This is a genomic window from Anoxybacillus sp. ST70, from assembly GCF_019553625.1.
GTDB lineage: Bacteria > Bacillota > Bacilli > Bacillales > Anoxybacillaceae > Anoxybacillus > Anoxybacillus gonensis.
The window spans coordinates 16,016-37,085 of the sequence record NZ_JAHZOF010000004.1; the positions used below are offsets into that span (position 1 = coordinate 16,016).

The window sequence follows — 21,070 nt, forward strand, 5'->3', positions numbered from 1 at the left end:
CCCTCATTCATCAAACAACGTTTCTGCTAAGTTACGCACCGCAGCTTTTTCACGATCATCTTCTAATTTTTCAACGATCGCCCTCTCAATCGCTCGTTGTGGCGGAATGTACACCGCTAAATCACAAGCATCGATTAATGCCCGAATGGAAGCCGCTTCTTCTGATACATATCCTTGCTTCACTTGAACAATTAAATCAGCTGACAATGTCACAAAACGATCTAATAACGTTTCATTTGTTAGCTTTGTTTGTTGTTTCAAAATACTTTTTAACGCCTCCCCTTGAACGTACGGTACATCAATGACAACGAAACGGTTTTTTAACGCTTCATTTAACGGAACTGTCCCAACATATCCTTCATTAATGGCTGCAATGACACCAAATGTCGGTTTTGCCTTTACGACTTCAGCAGTAAACGGATTTGTAATCGTTTTTCGATAATCGAGCACCCCGTTTAAAATAGGAAGCGTCTCTGGCTTAGCCATATTAATTTCATCAATATATAATAAATGCCCTTTTGTCATCGCTTGAATGACCGGTCCCGGTATAAATTCGATCGATGCTTGTCCGTTTATTTGTTGAATCGTTTTAAATCCGAGCATCGCCTCGGCATCTAAATCAATTGAACAGTTAATACTATGCATAGGCTGTCCAAAAAAAGCTGATAATGTTTCTGCTAATTTTGTCTTTCCCGAACCTGTTGGGCCTTTTAATAACACATTTTTCCCTAACGCTAAAGCGATAATTGCGTCGTATAAAATGGACTCATGAGCTGGTGTGTATGCAGTAGCCTCAATTCGTTCGGGGATGTCATGTTTAAACATCTCTCTTCTTTCTTCTATCATCGTCTGAATCGTTTCAGGAAGTGAAAATGATTGTGTATACATCATGATGTCAACCCTTTCTATGTTTTCATACGTACGTATTGTACAAAAAATGTACTCATTTGTACAAACGAACAAAATGTTTAACATAATTATATTATGTTAACAAACAATAAAAAAGGAGCCACTCGGCATTATCGACTTTTGACGAGTAGCTCAACCGCTTCTTGAATCAGTTTTTCACTTTCTAATGATCCTGTTTCGATATCTTTGCGAATGCAACGCTCCAAATTAGCACTCACAACCACTGCAATGGCACGATCGACGGCACTGCGAATAGCGGATAATTGAGCAACCACTTCTTTACAATCTTTTTGCTCATCCATCATTTTCAGCACACCGCGAACTTGTCCTTCAATGCGTTTTAATCGGTTTTTTACTTGGTTATCGTATGTCATGTTTATCAAGCTCCTTTTTCTTATATACCCTTATCAGTATATTAAATGAAATATGATCTTATTGTCAACTAAAATTATCTTTAATGGCTTTACGAATAAGCGCTTCACAACGATCTAATTCTGTTTTTAATTGCCGCTTATATAGCTGTGCTTTTTTATATCCTTCCTCAGTAAAACGGTAATAAACAACTTCTTGATATTTCATCCCTTCTTTTTTCTTTTTCACTTGTTCTAAAATCCCGTCCTCAATTAAATCGTGTAGTGCTTTGTACACTTCGGAATGATTTGGTCGGTATCCAAACGGATGAAATTCTTCACGAAGTACATCTAACAACTTAAGTCCGTACAATCGTTCTTGTTCGGTTAAAGTAATTAAATATAGCTTTAAAAATGCGCGTTGCTTTAATAAAAATCCGCTCGGTTTTCTTTTTTCGCTCATCTTTCCTCCTCCTCTCATATGACACATTCTTTAATTAAAAGAAAAATCCTTCTATATTTCCATTATAATTGAACATTTTTATTTTTATTCAGTTTTTATTTAGAACATAGTTTTATGATATCAATTTTTTACAAAAAAGAAGAAGAGAAGCTCCTCTTCTTTATTTGAATACAATTGTTTTATTTTCATGAACGATAACACGATCTTCTAAATGCCATTTTAATGCGCGAACGAGGACTGTTTTTTCGATCATGCGTCCAATTCGCTTCAAGTCTTCTACATGATGTTTATGATCAACTCGTTCCACATCTTGTTCAATAATTGGTCCTTCATCTAAATCATCTGTCACATAATGAGACGTGGCGCCGATGAGTTTTACTCCACGTCGATAAGCTTGCTCGTATGGTCGCGCACCGATAAACGCCGGTAAAAACGAATGGTGAATATTAATAATTTGCGTTGGAAACGTTTCGACAAAACGAGGTGATAAAATTTGCATGTAACGAGCAAGCACAATGACATCAATATCATGTTCCTTTAACAACTGTATTTGTTTTTCTTCTGCTTCTTGTTTTGTTTCTTTTGTCACTGGTATGTAATAGTAAGGGATACCGAATGACTCTACCGTTTCTCTCATTTGTTCATGGTTGCTGATGACGAGAGAGAAATCTGCAAGCAATTCACCGGCTTGCCATTCCCACAATAACTCTAATAAGCAATGTTCTTCTTTCGAAACAAATATCGCTACCTTTTTTATGTGTGTATGTAAACTCAATCGCCATTTCATTGAAAAACGTTGTGCAATCGTTGCGAACTCTCTCTCCATCTCCCCTTTTCTGTCTAATATATTCGGAGCATCAAACTCAATTCGTAAAAAAAATGTACCACCTTCAGGATCTGTCGAATATTGACTCGACTCAACGATATTGGCTCCTTGTTCATACAAAAAAGTGGTGACAGTTGCAACAATTCCAGGTTGGTCTGGGCACGAGATAAGCAAGCGGGCCCGATCTTTATATTTGTCCATAAACTTTTGTGCGTGTTTTTGTTGAAAATACATCATAACTCCCCCTATAAAACGAAAAATGAAATAAATAATAGCCAATATTATAACAAATAAACAAATAGTCGAGAACATATCTCGACTATTTTTCTTACTTATTCATTATTTTTCGTACGCCAAAAGCCCCTTTCCATGTGGGAGCAGATTGTTTAGCAGAAGAAGATGAAAGATACGTGTATAACGCCCCCATAAATAACGACCCACCGACAATATTGCCAAGCGTTACAGGTATGATGTTATGGACGATTCCTGCCACATGAATCGTATCAGGATGTTGAACAGCTAATGCAAGGGAGAAAATAACGAAATTTGCGATCGAGTGTTCATATCCAGAAGCAAAAAAGACGAAAACAATTAAAATCATAGCAAATATTTTTGCGATATCTTCTTTCATTTGCATCGGAATAAAAATAGCTAAACAAACGAGCCAGTTACATAAAACCCCTTTTATAAATAGTTGTAACGTTGTTGCATGCATTTTCTTCAATGCAATTGCAAATAGTAAATGATCCATCGGAAGATCATGAAAAATTCCTGACTGCGCAATTAAAAAAGCAAAGAAAACAGCACCGAGCAAATTCCCGCTATAACATGCGATCCAGTTACGAAGGGTGTCTCCAATCGTCGTTTCTCTTTGCAAGGTACTAACCGTAAAGTACATCGTATTTCCTGTAAACAATTCTGCCCCACCATACATAATCAGCACAAGGGCAATCCCGAAGAAAATGCCGCTTACTAAATAAGTGGCTGGTGAATGTGTTTCATAAAAGTATTGACCAACCCGTACACAAAGAACAAGAGCAAAACCGATATATACACCTGCTAAAGCAGCACGAATCATATATTGAAGCGGTGATGTTTGCAAAATGGATCGTTTTTTTAATGCGAGCTCTTTGCATGTTTGTAAAGCGTCCATCATTTCCTCACTTCTCTTTCTGTTTTTGTGATGTTTTTCACAATTTATCCTACTCCTCTTCCTTACGTTTTTCAACGAATTGATGTAAATGTTAAAAGAACTGTCAACACTTTATTTTTGTAAACGTTTGCGAAAAAAAAGACTATTGCAATTTTTGCACATGTTGTTCTCACCCTTTGCAAACTCATGCAGAAATATATTAATATAAAAAAGGTGTACAAATACATCGTTAGAGGAGGAAGTTATGAACTACATAAAAGAACAAAATGGTCAATTATGGTTAACAGAAGATGAACGTGAAAATTTAAAAATTAGTTATCGCATTAAAGAAATCATTTACTCAGAGCATTCACCATTTCAACATGTCATGATTTTAGACTCATACGACTTCGGAAGAATGCTCGTACTTGACGGAGTTGTACAAACCACTTCCATTGATGGTCATATTTATAACGAGATGATCGCACATGTTCCTCTTTCTCTTCATCCGTCGCCGAAAAAAGTTTTAATTATTGGCGGGGGCGATTGCGGCGCAGCTCGTGAAGTGGCGAAATATGAAGAGGTAGAAGAAATACATCTTGTCGAAATCGATGAACTTGTTGTTCAAGCATGTAAAGAACATTTACCTGAAGTATCTGGAAATCTTTCGGACCCACGTGTGCAATATATATATAAAGATGGGGTTCAATTTGTGAAAGACCGTGTGAATACGTACGATGTCATTATTATTGACTCGTCCGACCCGATTGGCCCTGCACAAGTATTATTTGAATACGATTTTTACAAAAGTGTGCATGAAGCGCTCAAAGAAGATGGAATGATGGTTTGTCAAAGCCAATCCCCTATTTTTCATATGGACGTATTGAAACAAACATATACAAATATTCGTCATTTATTCCCGCATGTACACGTATATACAGCTACTGTTCCAACATATCCTGGCGGGCTATGGAGCTTTACACTTGGTAGTAAACAACCTATTTCATTTGAACGACTCAATACATTCACAAAACAAACGAAATACGCAAATGCGGATGTATTAAACCAATGCTTCCGTCTCCCACAATTTATGAAAGAACATCTCCAATCGTAGTCGGAATCATTCCGGCTACGATTGTTGACAAACAAGCTTTTTTATATTACGATACAAAACGTAATGATTACTATTATCTTTTTGAGGAGGACGAAACATGCGTGTCAAAGTCGTTTTACAATGCACAGAAACTGGGGATCGTAACTACATAACAACGAAAAATAAGCGCAACAATCCAGAGCGGCTAGAATTAAAAAAATATTGTTCTCGCCTAAAGCGCCATACGTTACATCGTGAAACAAAATAATCCGTGGCATATGCCACGGATTATTTTTAATGCAAATGAATGCGCCGCGCAAAATCAACGAAGCGAAATTTATCAAGACGATGACGGGACTCTGTATATTGAAACAAACTCGCATCATCTAAATAAACATAATTCCGCACGACAACAACGTGCGTATATTGTTTAACATGTAAATACTTTCGATCTTCATCCGTACACTCTTCGACGAAAAATTCCTTTTTGGCAAAGCTAATTTTTAATTGCAATTCTTTTTCTAAATATTCATAAATGGAGCGCTCACATATATCTTTAGACAAAAACGGAACAAATTTTTTGTTAAAAAAATCTTTATCTAAAATAATGCGCTCGCCTTCAATTTCTCTCACGCGTACTACTTTCCAAATGTCATCTCTTGCCGTCACGTGGAGATGTTTTTTTAACATGTCATCGGGTTTCATCACTTCAAGTTGCTCAACAATCGTTCGCGAAGGTTTTCCTAACTTTTGTGCTAATTCTTTAAAACTAATCAAGCCCGAAATCGGGAAATCGAATTTACGAACGTCTAATACAATGGAACCTTTTCCTTTAATTTTTTGAATATACCCATGTTCCGAAAGTAAATTGAGCGCTTTGCGAATCGTTTCACGAGATGTCTCATATTGTTCAACGAGCTGATTTTCAGAAGGAATTTTCATTCCAGGTTTAAATATTCCCTTTTCAATTTTCGATAACAAGTCATTATAAATGGATAAATATTTATTTTCACTCATTGTTTATCACCGAAAAATATTTTACCATTATTTTTTCAAGTAATAAACAATGGATTCATACGGACGCAACATCATTTTTGTAAAATCACTTGGCGAGTCGTCATAGTTCGATAATAATATTTCGCTTTTATATTCTGTGATGTCTACATGTTCTGGCCATTCAAACAACGTTTCTTGTCCGTAAAAATTATTAATCACAACAAGTTTTTCATCGTTTCCGTTACGTATATATGCAAAAATCGAAGGATGGTCTTCTAAAATGAGTTCGTAATCCCCTGTCGTAATGATGTCGTATCGTTTACGCAACTGAATTAGTTTTTGATAATGATAAAAAATAGACGTTGGATCTTGTAACGCTCGTTGAACATTAATTTCTTCATAATTGCGCGCGACAGAAATCCAAGGTGTTCCAGTTGTAAATCCCGCGTGTCGCTCATCGCTCCATTGCATTGGTGTTCGAGAGTTGTCACGAGATTTTCGCTGTAAAATATGCAATACCTCTTGTTCACTTTTTCCTTGTCCTTTTAATATTCGGTACATATTTAATGATTCGACATCTCGATAATCATCGATTTGTTCAAATTTTGGATCGGTCATTCCGATCTCTTCACCTTGATAAATAAAAGGGGTGCCTTGCATCATATGAATCGTTGTCGCTAACATTTTTGCTGATTGTTTATGATAACGTCCATCATCCCCATAACGAGAAACGATGCGTGGCTGGTCATGATTGCACCAAAACAATGCGTTCCATCCACCGCCTTGATGCATGTTCACTTGCCATTCTGATAAAATCTTTTTTAACTGTAAAAAATCAAAATCAGCAACTGCCCACTTCTCTCCATTTGGATAGTCGACTTTTAAATGATGGAAATTAAATGTCATATTCAGTTCATGACGATCAGGATTTGTATATAAAATACAATGATCAATAGACGTTGATGACATTTCTCCTACTGTCATCATATCGTATTTTGAAAATACTTCTCGATTCATTTCTTGCAAAAATTCATGAATGCGTGGACCGTCTGTATAATATTTTCTTCCATCTCCAGGGGGAATAGATCCATCATCGTCTAAAAATCGTTGATCTTTCGAAATTAAATTAATGACATCTAAACGGAAGCCGTCTACTCCTTTTTGTAACCAAAAATGCATCATGTCATATACACGCTTACGCACTTCTTCGTTTTCCCAGTTCAAATCAGCTTGTGTAACATCGAACAAGTGTAAATAATATTGTCCTGTTTGTTCATCATACTCCCAAGCTGATCCCCCAAATTTCGATTGCCAATTGTTTGGTTTATCTCTCCAAATGTAAAAATGACGATACGGGTTATCTTTAGATGAGCGAGCTTGTTGGAACCATTCATGATCTGTTGACGTATGGTTCACAACGATATCCATCACAATTTTTATATTCCGCTTATGCGCTTCTTCAATAAGTTTTTCAAAGTCTTCCATCGTACCGTATGGTTCATAAATTCGATAATAGTCGCTTATATCATATCCATTGTCACGCTGTGGAGATTCGTAAATGGGGGTGAGCCAGATGGCATCAACCCCGAGAGTTTGTAAATAATCAAGCTTTTGTATAACTCCTTGCAAATCACCAATTCCATCGCCATTTGTATCTTTGAAACTTTTTGGATAAATTTGATACACGACTGCTGTTTTCCACCATGGATGCATTTTACTTACCGCCTTTCGTTTTTGCGAAAATGTACGTCAACGTAAATGGAACGATAAGGACGATGGCCATGCCGATGAAAAACGGTGCCCATTTTTCAGGAAAAATCGATAAAAATCCAGGTAATCCACCGACACCAATAGACGAAGCTTGCACTTTATTGATCGTAATAAAAATTCCCGCAATGGCAGAACCGATTAACGCTGAAATGAACGGATAACGGAATCGTAAGTTTACACCAAACATTGCTGGCTCCGTAATGCCCAAGTAAGCAGATACAGCCGATGTAAACGATAAACCTTTTAATTTTTCATCTTTTGTAGCGAACATCATCGCAAGTGCTGCGGAACCTTGAGCGATGTTCGATAACGCAAGCATCGGCCATAAAAATGTCCCACCTGTGCTACCAATCAATTGTAAGTCTACCGCTAAAAACGTATGGTGCATGCCTGTGACAACGAGAACGGCGTATAGCCCTCCATATACAAGCCCACCTAACGCTGCAAAACGATCAAATAAAGCAACAAGACCATCTGTTAAAGCGTTTGCAACACCAAACGTCACAGGACCGATTGCGATAAAAGAAACAAACCCTGTTACAAGCAATGCAATTGGAGCGACAAGCAACAATTGAAATGATTCCGGAATACGTTTTTTCAAAAATTGTTCTAATTTCGCTAACACATATGATGAAATTAAAATAGGTAATACTTGGCCTTGATAACCGATTTTTTGAATATCAAATCCAAATAAATTCCAATATGGCACTGTTCCTTCTTGCACAGCTGAAGCGTATGCCCATGCATTTAATAACGCTGGATGAACAAGCATAAGTCCGAGTACAATTCCGAGTAACTCGCTTCCACCAAATTTTTTAACAGCTGACCAACCAATTAATCCAGGTAAAAAGACGAACGCTGTATTGGCAATTAAGTTAATCATATCAGCAAAATCGCGCCATTGTTTATGAACATCAACAACTGATTTTCCTTCATAAAAAATTCCTGGGCCTGTTAAAATGTTATTTAATCCCATCAATAAACCAGCTGTGACGATAGCAGGTAAAAGCGGAATAAAGATGTCAGCTAACGTTTTAATGGCCCGTTGTAGCGGATTTAATTTTTTTTCCGCAGCGTCTTTAATGTCTTGTTTTGTCGCTCGACCGAGATCGGTCATTTCAATCATTTCGTTATATACTTTTTCCACTAATCCTTGACCAATCACTACTTGAAACTGGCCATTGACTGAAAATGACCCTTTCACAATATCAATGTTTTCTAATGCTTCTTTGTCAACTTTTCCTTCATCTTTTAACGCAAAGCGAAGACGTGTGACGCAATGTGTCGCAGCAATAATATTTTCTTTCCCACCGACCGCTTGGACAATTTTCTCAACAGATTGTCGCATCTTCTACTCCTCCTTCGTTGAAGCGTTTACACATCTTTTTATAAACTTGTATATACAAGTCGACTTGTTTGTTTTTATTTTAACTTGTATATACAAGTTAGTCAACCGCTTTCAAACATTTTTCAAATAAAAAAGATGCCCATATCATATGGACATCCTCTTTATTTGCTTTCTTTTTTCCGAACATACATCGCCGCATGTCTTTTAATTTCTCCGATTAACTGCATTTCTTCTTGTTTAGAAATCTCTAATGATATACCGTATTGAAATTCATTTGCATATGTTTTTTTCCAAATGACAACGCCGCGTACCGTTATCGGTTGATCAACAATTGTAAACTGTAACTCCACTTCCATTTCACCTTTGGCAGAGTCGATAGGTAAATGTAACTTCGTTTCCATGCGAATGCCACGCGGACTAATATCGTGAATTTCAGCCGCTCCTTTATCCGTTTCTACCTCCCGTTCTCCAATGCGTGTAATACGGAACGTGCACGGAATCGGTTGACCAAATTGATATCGGAAAGGTTCTTGTCGTTTAAATCTCATCATAAATCCCCCATATGAAAACTATTCCTTCTTCAATATAATTGAAAAAACGAAGGAATTCAAGGGAGTTATGACCATTTCACCCACGTCTCCGTAACATGACCAACTTCTTCACAATCAAGCACGTACGTTACATTGCCGTATCGATCACTTAATCGCAATTCGTCGACATAAACCTCTTCCATGATTCCTTTCTCCGTCTTTAAAATCACATATCCATGAGAAAGGAAATGACAGCTCACTAATCGATGTGGAGTCGTTTTTACTTCCTTAATGAGAAGTTGCCCACGTTTTGCGCGTGTAGATTGCTCGAGTTCTGTTCGTGCAATTTTTTTTACTGCTCCACGTTTTGTTACAAGAATAACGTTTTCTTCAGTTGCTTGCTGGCCAGAAACGACGCAATCTCCTTCTTTCAGATGAATTCCTTTCACTCCAGCTGCTCGAACGCCCACTTCTCCGATTTCTTCTTCTTGGAACAATAAACCGTACCCGTATTGCGTGACGAGGAATATACGGCCTGTGCCGTCTGTTTGATACACGTTTACAACTTCATCATCTTCCTTTAGTCGAATCGCTACAAGCGGTTTAGAGTATCGTTGCGCTTTATAATGAACGAGACTCGTTTTTTTCACAAACCCTTGTTTTGTAATAAATAAAACATATCCGTGAGAAAAATCTGTAACTGGAATAACACTAGTAATTTGTTCATCACGATCAAGCAAAATCATATTAGAAATATGTTGACCGATATCTTTCCAACGAATATCTGGAAGTTCATAAACAGGGCAATACAGATAATTACCTTTATTTGTAAACAACAACAACGTATGTGTCGTATTCATTTCAAACATACCGAGCAATCTGTCGCCCTCTTTCATGCCGATATCTTGTCCGTTAGAAGCGCTATAAGACCGAATACTTGTTCGTTTAATATACCCATCTTTTGTGACGGTAACAATGACATCTTCCTCAGGAACAACGACATTCATTTCAATTTTAATTTCTTTTATTTCTTCTTCAATCGTCGTTCTTCGTTCATCTGCATACGTTTTTTTCATTTTTCTTAAATCGGCTTTAATCACAGATAATAGCTTTTTCTCACTTTCTAAAATGGTCGTTAATTCTTCGATTTTATGATTCAATGCGTTTGCTTCTTCACGCAAATCATAAATATCTGTATTCGTTAAACGATACAGCTGTAATGTGACGATCGCTTCCGCCTGAGGCTCTGTAAATTCATAGCGATTCATCAAATTTGCTTTTGCATCTTTTTTATCTTTGGAAGCACGAATCGTTGCGATTACTTCATCTAAAATCGATATCGCTTTCATTAGCCCTTCAACAATATGAGCCCGTTCTTTTGCTTTTCGTAATTCATAACGGGAACGATTCGCGACCACTTCTTTTTGATGTTCAATATACGCATCCAATAATTGCGGCAAGCTTAATAACTTCGGACGACGCTCATGGATGGCAACCATGTTGAAATTGTACGTAATTTGCAAATCAGTATTTTTATACAAATAGTTTAAAATACCTTCTGCATTGCCGTCTTTTTTCACTTCGATAACGATGCGTAAACCTGTGCGATCTGTTTCATCACGCACATCAACAATTCCGTCCAACTTTTTTTCAAGACGCAATTCATCAATTTTTTTAACTAAATTCGCTTTATTGACTTCGTAAGGGATTTCCGTAATCACAATTGCTTGTTTGCCGCCTTTCCCTTGTTCGATCGTTGCTTTAGCGCGAATAATAATTTTCCCTTTTCCTGTTTCGTAGGCCGTTTTAATGCCTTCTTTTCCTTGGATGATGCCACCCGTCGGGAAATCCGGACCTTTTAATACGGTCATTAAATCATCAACTGTACAAGTCGGATGATCAATGCGCATAATCACTGCATCAATTACTTCTCCTAGATGATGTGGTGGAATTTCTGTCGCATAACCTGCTGAAATGCCTGTTGAACCATTGACAAGTAAATTGGGAAACATCGCTGGCAATACAACAGGTTCTTTGCTCGTATCATCAAAGTTTGGTACAAATTCTACCGTTTCTTTATCGATGTCGCGCAACAATTCAGATGCGATTGCAGATAGTCTGGCTTCTGTATAACGCATCGCTGCGGGTGGGTCTCCATCAATACTTCCATTATTCCCGTGCATTTCAATCAGTACATTTCTCACTTTCCATTCTTGGCTCATGCGCACCATCGCTTCATATACAGAAGAATCACCATGTGGATGAAAATTACCGATAACATTTCCGACAGTCTTCGCTGATTTGCGAAACGGTTTATCGGCCGTATTTCCGTCCACATACATTGCATATAAAATGCGACGCTGCACTGGCTTCAATCCATCGCGTGCATCAGGTAGGGCGCGTTCTTGAATAATATATTTACTATACCGACCAAATCGGTCCCCTAACACATCTTCAAACGGTAAATCTAATACACGTTCCATGCTCTTATTCCTCCTCAGTTGTCATCACATGATCGTTCTCTAAAATATTCATATCGTCCTCTAAACCGAATTGCACATTAGACTCAATCCATTTTCTCCTCGGTTCTACTTTATCGCCCATCAATGTTGTTACACGACGTTCTGCACGTGCTGCATCATCAATACGAACACGAATAAGCGTCCGCGTTTCTGGATTCATCGTCGTTTCCCATAATTGATCAGCATTCATTTCACCAAGCCCTTTGTAACGTTGAATCGTATATCCTTTACCGATCCTTTTTAAAATAGATTGCAGTTGTTCATCGGTCCATGCGTATTCAATCACTTCTCTTTTACCAACTTTTTTACTTACTTTATAAAGTGGTGGAAGGGCAATAAACACTTTACCAGCTTCGATGAGTGGTCGCATGTAACGGTAAAAGAAAGTCAACAACAACACTTGAATATGTGCCCCATCTGTATCTGCGTCAGTCATAATGATGACTTTATCATAGTGAATATCATCGAGCGAAAAATCAGCCCCCACACCGCCGCCAATAGCATGAATAATTGTGTTAATTTCTTCATTTTTAAAAATATCAGCTAGTTTCGCCTTTTCTGTGTTAATGACTTTCCCGCGAAGAGGCAATACAGCTTGAAAACGACGATCACGTCCTTGTTTAGCTGAGCCACCCGCCGAGTCTCCCTCGACTAAATACAATTCATTTTTTTGTGGATTTCGTGTTTGAGCAGGTGTTAACTTTCCGCTTAATACATGTTCTTTTCCTTTTCTCTTTTTTCCAGAACGTGCTTCTTCCCGAGCTTTTCGTGCTGCTTCACGCGCTTGAAACGCCCGAATTGCTTTTTTAATTAACAATGTGGCGATATCTGGATTTTCATTTAAAAAGTACGTTAGCTTCTCGCTAACGACCGCTTCAACCGCCGAACGCGCCTCAGGTGTTCCTAGTTTCCCTTTCGTTTGTCCTTCAAATTGCAACAGTGCTTCTGGAATGCGGACAGATATGATCGCGGATAATCCTTCACGAATATCTGTGCCTTCTAAGTTTTTATCTCGTTCTTTCAATAAACCTACTTTTCGTGCATATTCATTAAACACGCGAGTCATTGCCGTTTTAGCTCCGATTTCATGTGTTCCTCCATCTTTCGTTCGCACGTGGTTCACAAACGAAAGCATATGTTCTGCATATCCATCATGAAACTGAAAGGCAAACTCTACTTCAATCTCGCTTTGCTCGCCGCTAAAAAATACAACCGGATGCAATACATCTTTTTCCTCGTTTAAATATTGTACAAACGCTTCAATTCCATTTTCGTAATAAAATGTATCACTTAATCCCGACCGTTCATCGTGTAATTCAATTTTCAATCCTTTTAATAAAAATGCAGATTCTCTCAAACGTTCGCTAATCGTTTCATAATGAAACGTTGTTGTACTAAAAATCGTTGGATCTGGTTTAAAGCGAATTTTTGTTCCTGTTCGCTTTGTTTCTCCAATTTTTTCAAGTGTACTAACAGGCTTCCCACCATGTTCAAACCGTTGGTAATATATGAAACCGTCACGTTGAATCGTCACTTCTAACCATTCTGATAAAGCATTAACAACAGAGGCACCAACCCCATGCAAACCACCGCTCGTTTTATATCCACCTTGACCAAATTTCCCGCCTGCATGTAATACAGTTAAAATAACCTCTGGCGTTGGCTTTCCTAGCTTATGCATACCTGTAGGCATCCCACGTCCTTCATCTTGAACGCTAATGCTTTGATCATTATGTATCGTCACAACAATGCGCTTTCCATATCCAGCAAGCGCCTCGTCAACGGCATTATCTACAATTTCATATACAAGATGATGCAAACCACGACTATCTGTACTTCCTATATACATCCCTGGCCGCTTACGAACAGCCTCTAATCCTTCTAATACTTGAATGGTATCTTCGTTATATGTAAGAAGTTGTTTATCTGTCACAATCATTCCCCTTTCACAACAAGAACATTTGTTTCTATTTTTTCGACTTTCTCTATTTTAACATACATTCGGAAAACGTCCAACGTCATGAAGAAAAAGAACGACCATTACAAAAAGAATGGTCGTTTTTAACGTGTGAGCGCATGTTCTACTTTGATGCAGCGATCCATCACCACAGTATAACCTTTTTCAGTTAAATCACGGTACACCTCTTCATCATATACACCTAATTGCGCCCAAAACACGTCCGCATCTATTTGTACAAATTGCTCAGCAATTTCACGTAAATGTTCAGAGCGACGAAACACATTCACAATATCGACATGTCCTTCAATATCCGTTAACGTAGCAACAGCCGGAATACCTTCCCATTCTTTAATAAGCGGGTTAACTGGAATGATTTCATATCCTGCTTCTTTCATCGCTTTTGCGATCATGTACGATGTACGTTCCGGACGATCTGACAATCCTACGACAGCAATTCGTTTTGCCTTATTTAAAATTTGTTTGATTTGTTCACGATTTAAACTCATCTCATTCCCTCCTTGTAATAACCTAGTATTTCTTCATGCAAAAAAATAATCCTGCCTTCATTTTTTAAAAAAGCATGTTACAATAAAAACATGACCTTTATAAAGGAAATACGAATGAAGTAGAGGGGGCTTATAATGTCCATTTTGCTTATGATCATCGGTTATTTACTTGGTTCGATTCCGTTCGCGCTACTTGTTGGGAAAATCGGATACGGAATTGACATACGTGAACATGGGAGCGGTAATTTAGGCGGAACAAATACATTTCGCGTGCTCGGTGTAAAAGCGGGATTAATTGTGACAATTGCCGACATTTTAAAAGGAACGTTAGCTGCAAGCTTACCTGTATTGTTTCATGTAGATGTTCATCCGCTTCTTACAGGGATGTTTGCTGTGTTTGGTCATACATATCCGGTGTTTGCACAATTTCGCGGTGGAAAAGCGGTTGCGACCTCTGGTGGAGTGTTGCTATTTTATTCACCCGTCCTTTTTATGACGATGTTAGCTGTCTTTTTTCTCATCTTGTATGTATCAAAATACGTTTCGCTTTCATCTATGTTAACGGGCGTGTATGCCACCACTTATGCATTCATATGGACAGACGATATTCCATTACGCATTGTCGTCACGTTATTGACACTTTTTGTGTTTTATCGCCACCGAGCAAACATAAAACGCATTTTAAACAAAACAGAACCGAAAGTGAAGTGGTTATAGCATGACTATGTGTCATTTACCAGAACAATTTATAACAAAAATGAATGCTTTGCTTCAAGATGAAGCGGAGCGTTTTTTTGCGACGTACAATGAAGAAAAAGTTCATGGTTTGCGGGTGAATACACTAAAAGTTTCACCGTCGACATTTTTAAACATCAGTCCATGGGAACTTGAGCCAATTCCTTTTTGTTCTACAGGATTTTATTATCGCGATGCCCAACCTGGCAAACATCCGTATCATGCTGCCGGATTGTATTACATTCAAGAACCAAGCGCAATGTTTGTCGCTGAGGTGCTTGCCCCATCTTCAGGGGAGCGAGTGCTTGACTTATGTGCAGCACCCGGCGGGAAAACAACACAACTAGCAGCCATGATGAACAATGAAGGATTTTTATTGGCAAACGAAATTCATCCAAAGCGTGTCAAAGCTTTATCTGAAAATATTGAGCGACTTGGAATTACAAATGCTGTTATTACAAATGAAACACCTGAAAAACTATCGGAAACATTTGAAGGATTTTTCGATAAAATTTTAGTTGATGCCCCATGTTCCGGAGAAGGAATGTTTCGAAAAGACGAAGAAGCGATTCAATTTTGGAGTTTAGATCATGTCCAAAAATGTGCACAAACACAAAAACATATTTTATCTTGTGCTTATAAAATGTTAAACGAAGGGGGCACACTCGTTTATTCGACGTGCACATTCTCCCCTGAAGAAAATGAGCAAATCATCGACTGGTTTTTAGCGACTTACAACGACATGGAACTCGTTCCAATCGAAAAAGAACACGGGATTCAACCAGGTGTTGTCCGTTGGACGAACACATATAACGAACAAATCGCACATACGGCAAGGCTTTGGCCTCATCATCTCCACGGAGAAGGACATTTCGTTGCCAAAATGCGCAAACGAGGAGAAGCAAAACGATGGAATGGAAAAGTAGCCACTTCTAACGTATCTAAAGCAATGCGGCGCGATTATGAAACGTTTATAAACCATATAATCCAAACGACAATAGATGGGACGCTTTACGCATTTGGGACGCATATATTTGCTCTCCCTTATTTATGCCCACGTTTAGACGGCTTAAAAGTCGTTCGACCTGGTCTCCATATAGGAGAATGGAAAAAAAATCGCTTTGAACCAAACCACGCTTTAGCTATGGCACTAACAAAACAACAAGTACAAGCACACCTTCCGCTCACGCTTGAAGAAAGTATCCGATATATGAAAGGAGAAACATTACAAACAAATGGCGATCGAGGATGGATATTAATTACTATTGACGGTTATCCACTCGGTTGGGGAAAAGAAGTAAAAGGAGTGGTAAAAAACTTTTACCCGAAAGGATTGCGGATAAAATAGGATGTCCCTCGATATATGGGACATCCTATTTTGTAATTGTAACTGTAAAAGTCATATCATCTTTACTTAAATCAAACGTTTTCGCTTTAAGCATATATCCTTTTTTTATACGAATATCGCTGACAACAATATAAATGCGCTCTTTTTTCGCATCCACTTTCACCCAATTCGGTAAAGATGCATGCTTTTCTATATACGCCAATACATATGGAACAGGCAAACGAAGCTGTCCGAATGTCATTGTTGGATGAGCCAGTATAATGTTCCCGCTTTCATCAACATTTGGATCAAATGCCATCGTTAAATCGACTTGTTTTCCGAATATCGGAATCGCACTTGTAATATAGAGGCGATCAGCTAATTGGACATCATAAGACAATTCCCCTTCTTTTTTATGCTTCTGGATATAATCACGAATTAACGTATTCATATGTTGTTTAGATGTTTGCACAGTAAATGTTGGTCCTTCCCCTTTGATGTTTGAGACATTTGGGGAAGAAGATGGCTGAAACATATAAAAAAGTAGTAACACGATCATTAGAGCGTTTATCCCTAACAAGCTAAAAAATAAAATTTTCCACTTCACAATTCATTCTCCTATCCATTCCTGATGTCTTTGTAAGTATTCGTATATGCGCTTTGCCATTTGTTCATAGCCTATTTTGTTCGGATGAAATTGATCATCATACAACACATCATCCCGTCCTTCAAACAGATCCGCAATAGGTACAAATAGTGTACGATCATAGCGAGAAATTACTTCCTTACTTCCTTCGTTCCACATGTGTATAATCTCATCCATTTCAGGTATATTTGGAAAAGCTGAAGAAAACGGATTGTATAATCCAATAAGCACAATATAAGCGTCTTGATTCATATGACGAAGAAGTTGGAGTTGCTCATCAAGCCGGGATGCAAATGCCTGTTGCTCCTCTACAAACAAATCATATGTTAAAGATAAAAAATGTGAACGAACAACTTTCATCATATCATTTCCACCAATAGTGATAAAAATAAGATCTGCTTGCTGAATCACCGATTCGTTATTTATCATGACATCTGCCAGTTGTGTACTACGTAATCCTCGTTTGCCAAAGTTGTGCACAAACACTTTATTTACATCTTCACGACTTTCTAAATATTGCTTGATAAATGTGACATATCCACCTTGCTCATCGCCCACTCCTTCTGTTAATGAGTCGCCTAACGCCACAATTTGTAAATCACGTGGTTTCATTTGCACTTGTTCTTTCTCTTTCATCATTGTCGGTGTAGAAGAACATCCGACTAAACACATGCAAAGGAATAGAAGAAGAAATTTGTTCACAGAAAATCCCCTCTCTATAAAAGAAAAGACAAAAATGACTGAACCATCATTTTTGTCTGTATATCCTATTCTTGTAACATGTCAATATGTTTTAAAATTTCTTCGTAAGGCACATCGTTTAAGCCACTATAATACTTCACAATTTTCCCATTTTGATCAACAAGATAAAAATCTGTACCGTGAATGACTTGATCGCCTTCTTGCGGTTTTTTTACGACAGCTTTAAAGTTTTTTTGGGCAAAACGTTCAATTTCTTGTTGTGTGTATCCAGTAAGCAGGTGCCAACGGCTCATATCCCCCTGAAACTTTTCAACATATGCCTTTAATGCATCCGGTGTATCGTTTTCAGGATCGACACTAAACGAAACAAAATGAACGTCTAACCCTTTTTCCTTCACCATTTTTTGTAATTTCGCCATATTTGCCGTCATTGGAGGACAAACATCAGCGCATCGCGTAAAAATAAAATCAGCCACCCATACTTTTCCTTTTAAATCAGCTAAACCAAACTGTTGACCATTTTGATCAATAAATGTGAAATCTTCAATTGGCCAATTTTTTGCATCTGGAATTGATTGTTGGCAAGCAACAAGCAAGGACAGAAATAAAGCAAATAACCATAAACGTATACGCTTCATTTTTTCGTTCCCCCTACTCCGTATAATACATAAATCCGATGGCCCCTGGACCTGTGTGCGTAGAAATAATCGGGGTTGTATACACAATATCTGTTTGTGTCCATCCTGTTGCTTCCGCAAGCGACTGTTTTAATCGTTCGCTTAAATCAAGCGCATCTGCATGAGCAATCCCTACTGCTCGAATCATCTTTCCTTTCGTATGTTCAACAAATTGGTTTGTTAAAAATTTAACGATTTGAGACTGACTACGAACTTTTGTCACAGGTGTATATACACCATCTTGTAACGAAGCGATCGGTTTAATATTTAGTAGCGAACCAATCATTGCTTTCCCTCGGCCAATGCGCCCACCTTTAACGAGATTTTCAAGTGTATCAACAACAACAAATAAATGTGTATTCGCTCGGATCGTATCAAGACGTGAAACAATTTCTTCTACTGTTTTTCCCTCTGCCGCCATTTTTGCCGCTTCTAATACTTGAAAGCCGAGCGCAAGAGAAATAAAACGAGAATCGATGACGGTAACGTTTGCTTTTGTCATCGTTGCAGCACTCTCGGCAGAGCGCACCGTTCCACTCATGCCTCCTGTCATATGAATGGAAATGACATCATACCCTGCTTCTCCGAGTTCATCATATACTTGTAAAAACTGCCCTGCAGAAGGTTGAGAACTTTTTGGGAGTTCATCTGCTTGTTTCATTCTTTCAATAAATTGTTGTGGAGTTAAATCAATGCCGTCTACATATGTTTGCCCGTCAATAGAGATCGATAATGGCACGACGCGAATGTCCCACGCCTCAATCACTTCTTTCGTTAAATCAACCGTAGAATCTGTCACAATCTTTACTTTGCTCATTTTTTCACTTCCTGCATTTCATTCTAAAATTTTTGTACGGTGAAATTATATAATAAAATGCTCCTATATGTCGCTGTTTTCATAAAATTTTTTGTAAAAAAAGAGCTGGTTTGCACATTGGCAAAACAGCTCGCTATCATTTATGCATTGTTTTTTAAAATTTCAGATTTAAATATTTGTTCATACACCGGCCACTTCAACACACGTTTTAAATATTCTTTAAATGAATACACCTTCTTTGGACTTTTTTTAGCATACACTTGTGCAATAAACGTTTGTAACCTTACTTTTACCATAAATTGATAAGGGTTATCGTCCTCCAATACCGGAATTTCGATAATTTTTACTTTTTGCCCATCTACGTTTTTAAACTCTAGGCTTTTGAATAACAAAATATCAATCCTCTTTTTTGACCGATTTACTTATATTATACACGATTTTTATGTTGAAGTATGTCACATTTCGTCACCGATTTATAAAAAATTTTTGTCAAATGAGCAAATGGAACAAACTGCTATCTTTATTCACTTCCATAAACGGAAAACCTTTTTTCTTCATTCGTTCGACGAGCGGACCGTAATCTTCACGACATTTTAATTCAATGCCAACGAGAGCCGGGCCACTGTCTTTATTATTTTTTTTCGTATATTCAAAAAGTGTAATGTCGTCTGTTGGTCCTAATACTTCATCAAGAAATTCGCGCAACGCTCCAGCACGTTGTGGAAAATTGACAATAAAATAATGTTGAAGTCCTTCATAAATCATCGAGCGCTCTTTAATTTCTTGCATGCGTCCAATATCGTTGTTTCCTCCGCTAATAATACAAACAACGGTCTTGCCCCGAATCTGTTCTTTATATAAATCAAGCGCAGCAACCGGCAACGCTCCAGCAGGCTCGACTACAATCGCATTTTCATTATAAAGTTGCAAAATCGTTGTGCATGCTTTTCCTTCAGGAACAACGACAATATCATCGACCATCTCTTTTGCTAATGCAAATGTTTTTTCCCCCACACGTTTCACTGCCGCGCCATCTACAAACGGATCAATTTCACTTAAAGTGACAACTTCTTTTGCTTCAAACGATTTTTTCATAGAAGGAGCTCCTTCAGGTTCGACGCCAACTAATTTCGTTGTTGGTGAAATGCTTTTAATATACGTGCCGACACCAGAAATAAGCCCTCCGCCGCCAATACTTGCAAACACATAATCAATCGGTTCTTCACAATCATTTAAAATTTCAACGCCCACTGTTCCTTGCCCTGCAATTACAGCTTCATCATCAAACGGATGGATAAATGTTCGCTGCTCTTGTTTTGCACAAATTCGTGCTTGCTCATAAGAATCATCAAATGTATCGCCAACTAAAATAATGTCGACAAACTCTCGACCAAAAAACTGTACTTGTGATACTTTTTGTCTTGGAGTTGTAGATGGCATATAAATTTTCCCATGCACACCGAGCGCTCGACATGAATAAGCTACGCCTTGGGCATGATTGCCTGCACTTGCGCAAACAATCCCATTTTTCTTTTCTTCTTCACTTAAGCTTTTCATTCGATAATATGCCCCACGAATTTTAAACGAGCGAACGACTTGTAAATCTTCCCGCTTAAAATATACGTGACAATCATAACGTTCTGAAAGCAATTCATTTTTTTGCAAAGGGGTATGATACACGACATCTTTTAGCGTTTGATAAGCAATTAAAATATCTTCTACATATACGCCATGTTTTCGTTTTACTTGTTGTTCCATTTT

General features: G+C 38.0%; 22 protein-coding genes. 4 read left to right on the forward strand and 18 right to left on the reverse strand.

Annotation, left to right across the window (positions count from 1 at the left end; genetic code table 11):
- Positions 1–3: 3 nt before the first annotated feature.
- The 5 genes from K1I43_RS07080 to K1I43_RS07100 all read right to left on the reverse strand — a co-directional run bounded on the left by K1I43_RS07080 (position 4) and on the right by K1I43_RS07100 (position 3,701).
- A complete protein-coding gene (locus tag K1I43_RS07080; RefSeq protein WP_238148449.1) occupies positions 4–825 on the reverse strand; it encodes an AAA family ATPase in 822 nt (273 codons plus the stop codon).
- 194 nt (positions 826–1,019) lie between these two features.
- A complete protein-coding gene (locus K1I43_RS07085; RefSeq protein WP_003397198.1) occupies positions 1,020–1,283 on the reverse strand; it encodes a metal-sensitive transcriptional regulator in 264 nt (87 codons plus the stop codon).
- Positions 1,284–1,347: 64 nt separating this feature from the next.
- Positions 1,348–1,722 (reverse strand): replication termination protein, encoded by a 375-nt coding sequence (locus tag K1I43_RS07090; protein ID WP_026011447.1) that lies wholly within the window; start codon positions 1,720–1,722, stop codon positions 1,348–1,350.
- A gap of 160 nt (positions 1,723–1,882) precedes the next feature.
- Positions 1,883–2,782 (reverse strand): formyltetrahydrofolate deformylase, encoded by a 900-nt coding sequence (purU, locus tag K1I43_RS07095; RefSeq protein WP_100215837.1) that lies wholly within the window; start codon positions 2,780–2,782, stop codon positions 1,883–1,885.
- Between the two features lie 94 nt (positions 2,783–2,876).
- Entirely contained in the window at positions 2,877–3,701 is an 825-nt protein-coding gene (locus tag K1I43_RS07100) for a formate/nitrite transporter family protein (RefSeq protein ID WP_136260192.1), read from the reverse strand.
- Positions 3,702–3,945: 244 nt separating this feature from the next.
- On the opposite strand from K1I43_RS07100, the gene speE reads away from it, so the two are divergent.
- On the forward strand, positions 3,946–4,794 hold the full coding sequence (gene speE, locus K1I43_RS07105) for a polyamine aminopropyltransferase (protein WP_009361226.1): 849 nt from the start codon (positions 3,946–3,948) through the stop codon (positions 4,792–4,794).
- A gap of 97 nt (positions 4,795–4,891) precedes the next feature.
- On the forward strand, positions 4,892–5,041 hold the full coding sequence (rpmG, locus tag K1I43_RS07110) for a 50S ribosomal protein L33 (protein ID WP_019416512.1): 150 nt from the start codon (positions 4,892–4,894) through the stop codon (positions 5,039–5,041).
- Positions 5,042–5,067: 26 nt separating this feature from the next.
- On the opposite strand, the gene treR is transcribed toward rpmG, so the two are convergent.
- The 7 genes from treR to K1I43_RS07145 form a co-directional block, all read right to left on the reverse strand.
- Positions 5,068–5,790: a trehalose operon repressor gene (gene treR, locus K1I43_RS07115; RefSeq protein ID WP_009361225.1), complete on the reverse strand. Its 723-nt coding sequence runs from the start codon at positions 5,788–5,790 to the stop codon at positions 5,068–5,070.
- A gap of 27 nt (positions 5,791–5,817) precedes the next feature.
- Positions 5,818–7,482, reverse strand: a complete 1,665-nt coding sequence (treC, locus tag K1I43_RS07120; RefSeq protein WP_019416513.1) for an alpha,alpha-phosphotrehalase — start codon at positions 7,480–7,482, stop codon at positions 5,818–5,820.
- 1 nt (position 7,483) lies between these two features.
- On the reverse strand, positions 7,484–8,887 hold the full coding sequence (gene treP / locus K1I43_RS07125; RefSeq protein ID WP_019416514.1) for a PTS system trehalose-specific EIIBC component: 1,404 nt from the start codon (positions 8,885–8,887) through the stop codon (positions 7,484–7,486).
- Positions 8,888–9,048: 161 nt separating this feature from the next.
- A complete protein-coding gene (locus tag K1I43_RS07130; RefSeq protein ID WP_050982314.1) occupies positions 9,049–9,438 on the reverse strand; it encodes a PilZ domain-containing protein in 390 nt (129 codons plus the stop codon).
- A gap of 65 nt (positions 9,439–9,503) precedes the next feature.
- Positions 9,504–11,900 (reverse strand): DNA topoisomerase IV subunit A, encoded by a 2,397-nt coding sequence (gene parC / locus K1I43_RS07135; protein ID WP_136260191.1) that lies wholly within the window; start codon positions 11,898–11,900, stop codon positions 9,504–9,506.
- A 4-nt stretch (positions 11,901–11,904) separates the two neighbouring features.
- A complete protein-coding gene (parE, locus tag K1I43_RS07140) occupies positions 11,905–13,878 on the reverse strand; it encodes a DNA topoisomerase IV subunit B (protein ID WP_019416516.1) in 1,974 nt (657 codons plus the stop codon).
- A 122-nt stretch (positions 13,879–14,000) separates the two neighbouring features.
- Positions 14,001–14,405, reverse strand: a complete 405-nt coding sequence (locus tag K1I43_RS07145) for a CoA-binding protein (RefSeq protein WP_019416517.1) — start codon at positions 14,403–14,405, stop codon at positions 14,001–14,003.
- Positions 14,406–14,540: 135 nt separating this feature from the next.
- Between K1I43_RS07145 and plsY the strand changes: the two genes are divergently transcribed.
- Both plsY and K1I43_RS07155 read left to right on the forward strand, forming a co-directional pair.
- Entirely contained in the window at positions 14,541–15,122 is a 582-nt protein-coding gene (gene plsY / locus K1I43_RS07150) for a glycerol-3-phosphate 1-O-acyltransferase PlsY (RefSeq protein ID WP_019416518.1), read from the forward strand.
- Position 15,123: 1 nt separating this feature from the next.
- Positions 15,124–16,488, forward strand: coding sequence for an RsmF rRNA methyltransferase first C-terminal domain-containing protein (locus tag K1I43_RS07155; RefSeq protein WP_019416519.1), 1,365 nt, complete (start codon positions 15,124–15,126; stop codon positions 16,486–16,488).
- Positions 16,489–16,513: 25 nt separating this feature from the next.
- Here K1I43_RS07155 and K1I43_RS07160 read toward each other — a convergent pair whose 3' ends face one another.
- From K1I43_RS07160 to ilvA, 6 genes are all read right to left on the reverse strand, one after another.
- Positions 16,514–17,074 (reverse strand): YpmS family protein, encoded by a 561-nt coding sequence (locus tag K1I43_RS07160; protein ID WP_019416520.1) that lies wholly within the window; start codon positions 17,072–17,074, stop codon positions 16,514–16,516.
- A gap of 3 nt (positions 17,075–17,077) precedes the next feature.
- Positions 17,078–17,815 (reverse strand): SGNH/GDSL hydrolase family protein, encoded by a 738-nt coding sequence (locus K1I43_RS07165; protein ID WP_009361215.1) that lies wholly within the window; start codon positions 17,813–17,815, stop codon positions 17,078–17,080.
- Between the two features lie 65 nt (positions 17,816–17,880).
- Positions 17,881–18,453, reverse strand: coding sequence for an SCO family protein (locus tag K1I43_RS07170; protein WP_019416521.1), 573 nt, complete (start codon positions 18,451–18,453; stop codon positions 17,881–17,883).
- Positions 18,454–18,466: 13 nt separating this feature from the next.
- The gene (locus K1I43_RS07175; protein ID WP_009361213.1) at positions 18,467–19,309 is read right to left on the reverse strand and encodes a DegV family protein; all 843 of its coding nucleotides are present in this window, start codon (positions 19,307–19,309) and stop codon (positions 18,467–18,469) included.
- Positions 19,310–19,449: 140 nt separating this feature from the next.
- Complete coding sequence (locus tag K1I43_RS07180; protein WP_009361212.1) at positions 19,450–19,701, reverse strand: YpmP family protein; 252 nt, start codon at positions 19,699–19,701, stop codon at positions 19,450–19,452.
- A 97-nt stretch (positions 19,702–19,798) separates the two neighbouring features.
- Entirely contained in the window at positions 19,799–21,067 is a 1,269-nt protein-coding gene (gene ilvA, locus K1I43_RS07185; RefSeq protein ID WP_019416522.1) for a threonine ammonia-lyase IlvA, read from the reverse strand.
- Positions 21,068–21,070 lie beyond the last annotated feature (3 nt).

Coding starts and splice junctions, on each gene's coding strand:
- K1I43_RS07145 (WP_019416517.1), bottom strand. CDS start 14,405: ATGAGTTTAAATCGTGAACAAATCAAACAAATTTTAAATAAGGCAAAA.
- K1I43_RS07170 (WP_019416521.1), bottom strand. CDS start 18,453: ATGAAGCGTATACGTTTATGGTTATTTGCTTTATTTCTGTCCTTGCTT.
- treC (WP_019416513.1), bottom strand. CDS start 7,482: ATGCATCCATGGTGGAAAACAGCAGTCGTGTATCAAATTTATCCAAAA.
- parE (WP_019416516.1), bottom strand. CDS start 13,878: ATGATTGTGACAGATAAACAACTTCTTACATATAACGAAGATACCATT.
- ilvA (WP_019416522.1), bottom strand. CDS start 21,067: ATGGAACAACAAGTAAAACGAAAACATGGCGTATATGTAGAAGATATT.
- K1I43_RS07090 (WP_026011447.1), bottom strand. CDS start 1,722: ATGAGCGAAAAAAGAAAACCGAGCGGATTTTTATTAAAGCAACGCGCA.
- K1I43_RS07130 (WP_050982314.1), bottom strand. CDS start 9,438: ATGATGAGATTTAAACGACAAGAACCTTTCCGATATCAATTTGGTCAA.
- K1I43_RS07100 (WP_136260192.1), bottom strand. CDS start 3,701: ATGGACGCTTTACAAACATGCAAAGAGCTCGCATTAAAAAAACGATCC.
- K1I43_RS07085 (WP_003397198.1), bottom strand. CDS start 1,283: ATGACATACGATAACCAAGTAAAAAACCGATTAAAACGCATTGAAGGA.
- purU (WP_100215837.1), bottom strand. CDS start 2,782: ATGTATTTTCAACAAAAACACGCACAAAAGTTTATGGACAAATATAAA.
- K1I43_RS07175 (WP_009361213.1), bottom strand. CDS start 19,309: ATGAGCAAAGTAAAGATTGTGACAGATTCTACGGTTGATTTAACGAAA.
- treR (WP_009361225.1), bottom strand. CDS start 5,790: ATGAGTGAAAATAAATATTTATCCATTTATAATGACTTGTTATCGAAA.
- speE (WP_009361226.1), top strand. CDS start 3,946: ATGAACTACATAAAAGAACAAAATGGTCAATTATGGTTAACAGAAGAT.
- plsY (WP_019416518.1), top strand. CDS start 14,541: ATGTCCATTTTGCTTATGATCATCGGTTATTTACTTGGTTCGATTCCG.
- K1I43_RS07155 (WP_019416519.1), top strand. CDS start 15,124: ATGACTATGTGTCATTTACCAGAACAATTTATAACAAAAATGAATGCT.
- K1I43_RS07080 (WP_238148449.1), bottom strand. CDS start 825: ATGTTTAAACATGACATCCCCGAACGAATTGAGGCTACTGCATACACA.
- treP (WP_019416514.1), bottom strand. CDS start 8,887: ATGCGACAATCTGTTGAGAAAATTGTCCAAGCGGTCGGTGGGAAAGAA.
- rpmG (WP_019416512.1), top strand. CDS start 4,892: ATGCGTGTCAAAGTCGTTTTACAATGCACAGAAACTGGGGATCGTAAC.
- parC (WP_136260191.1), bottom strand. CDS start 11,900: ATGGAACGTGTATTAGATTTACCGTTTGAAGATGTGTTAGGGGACCGA.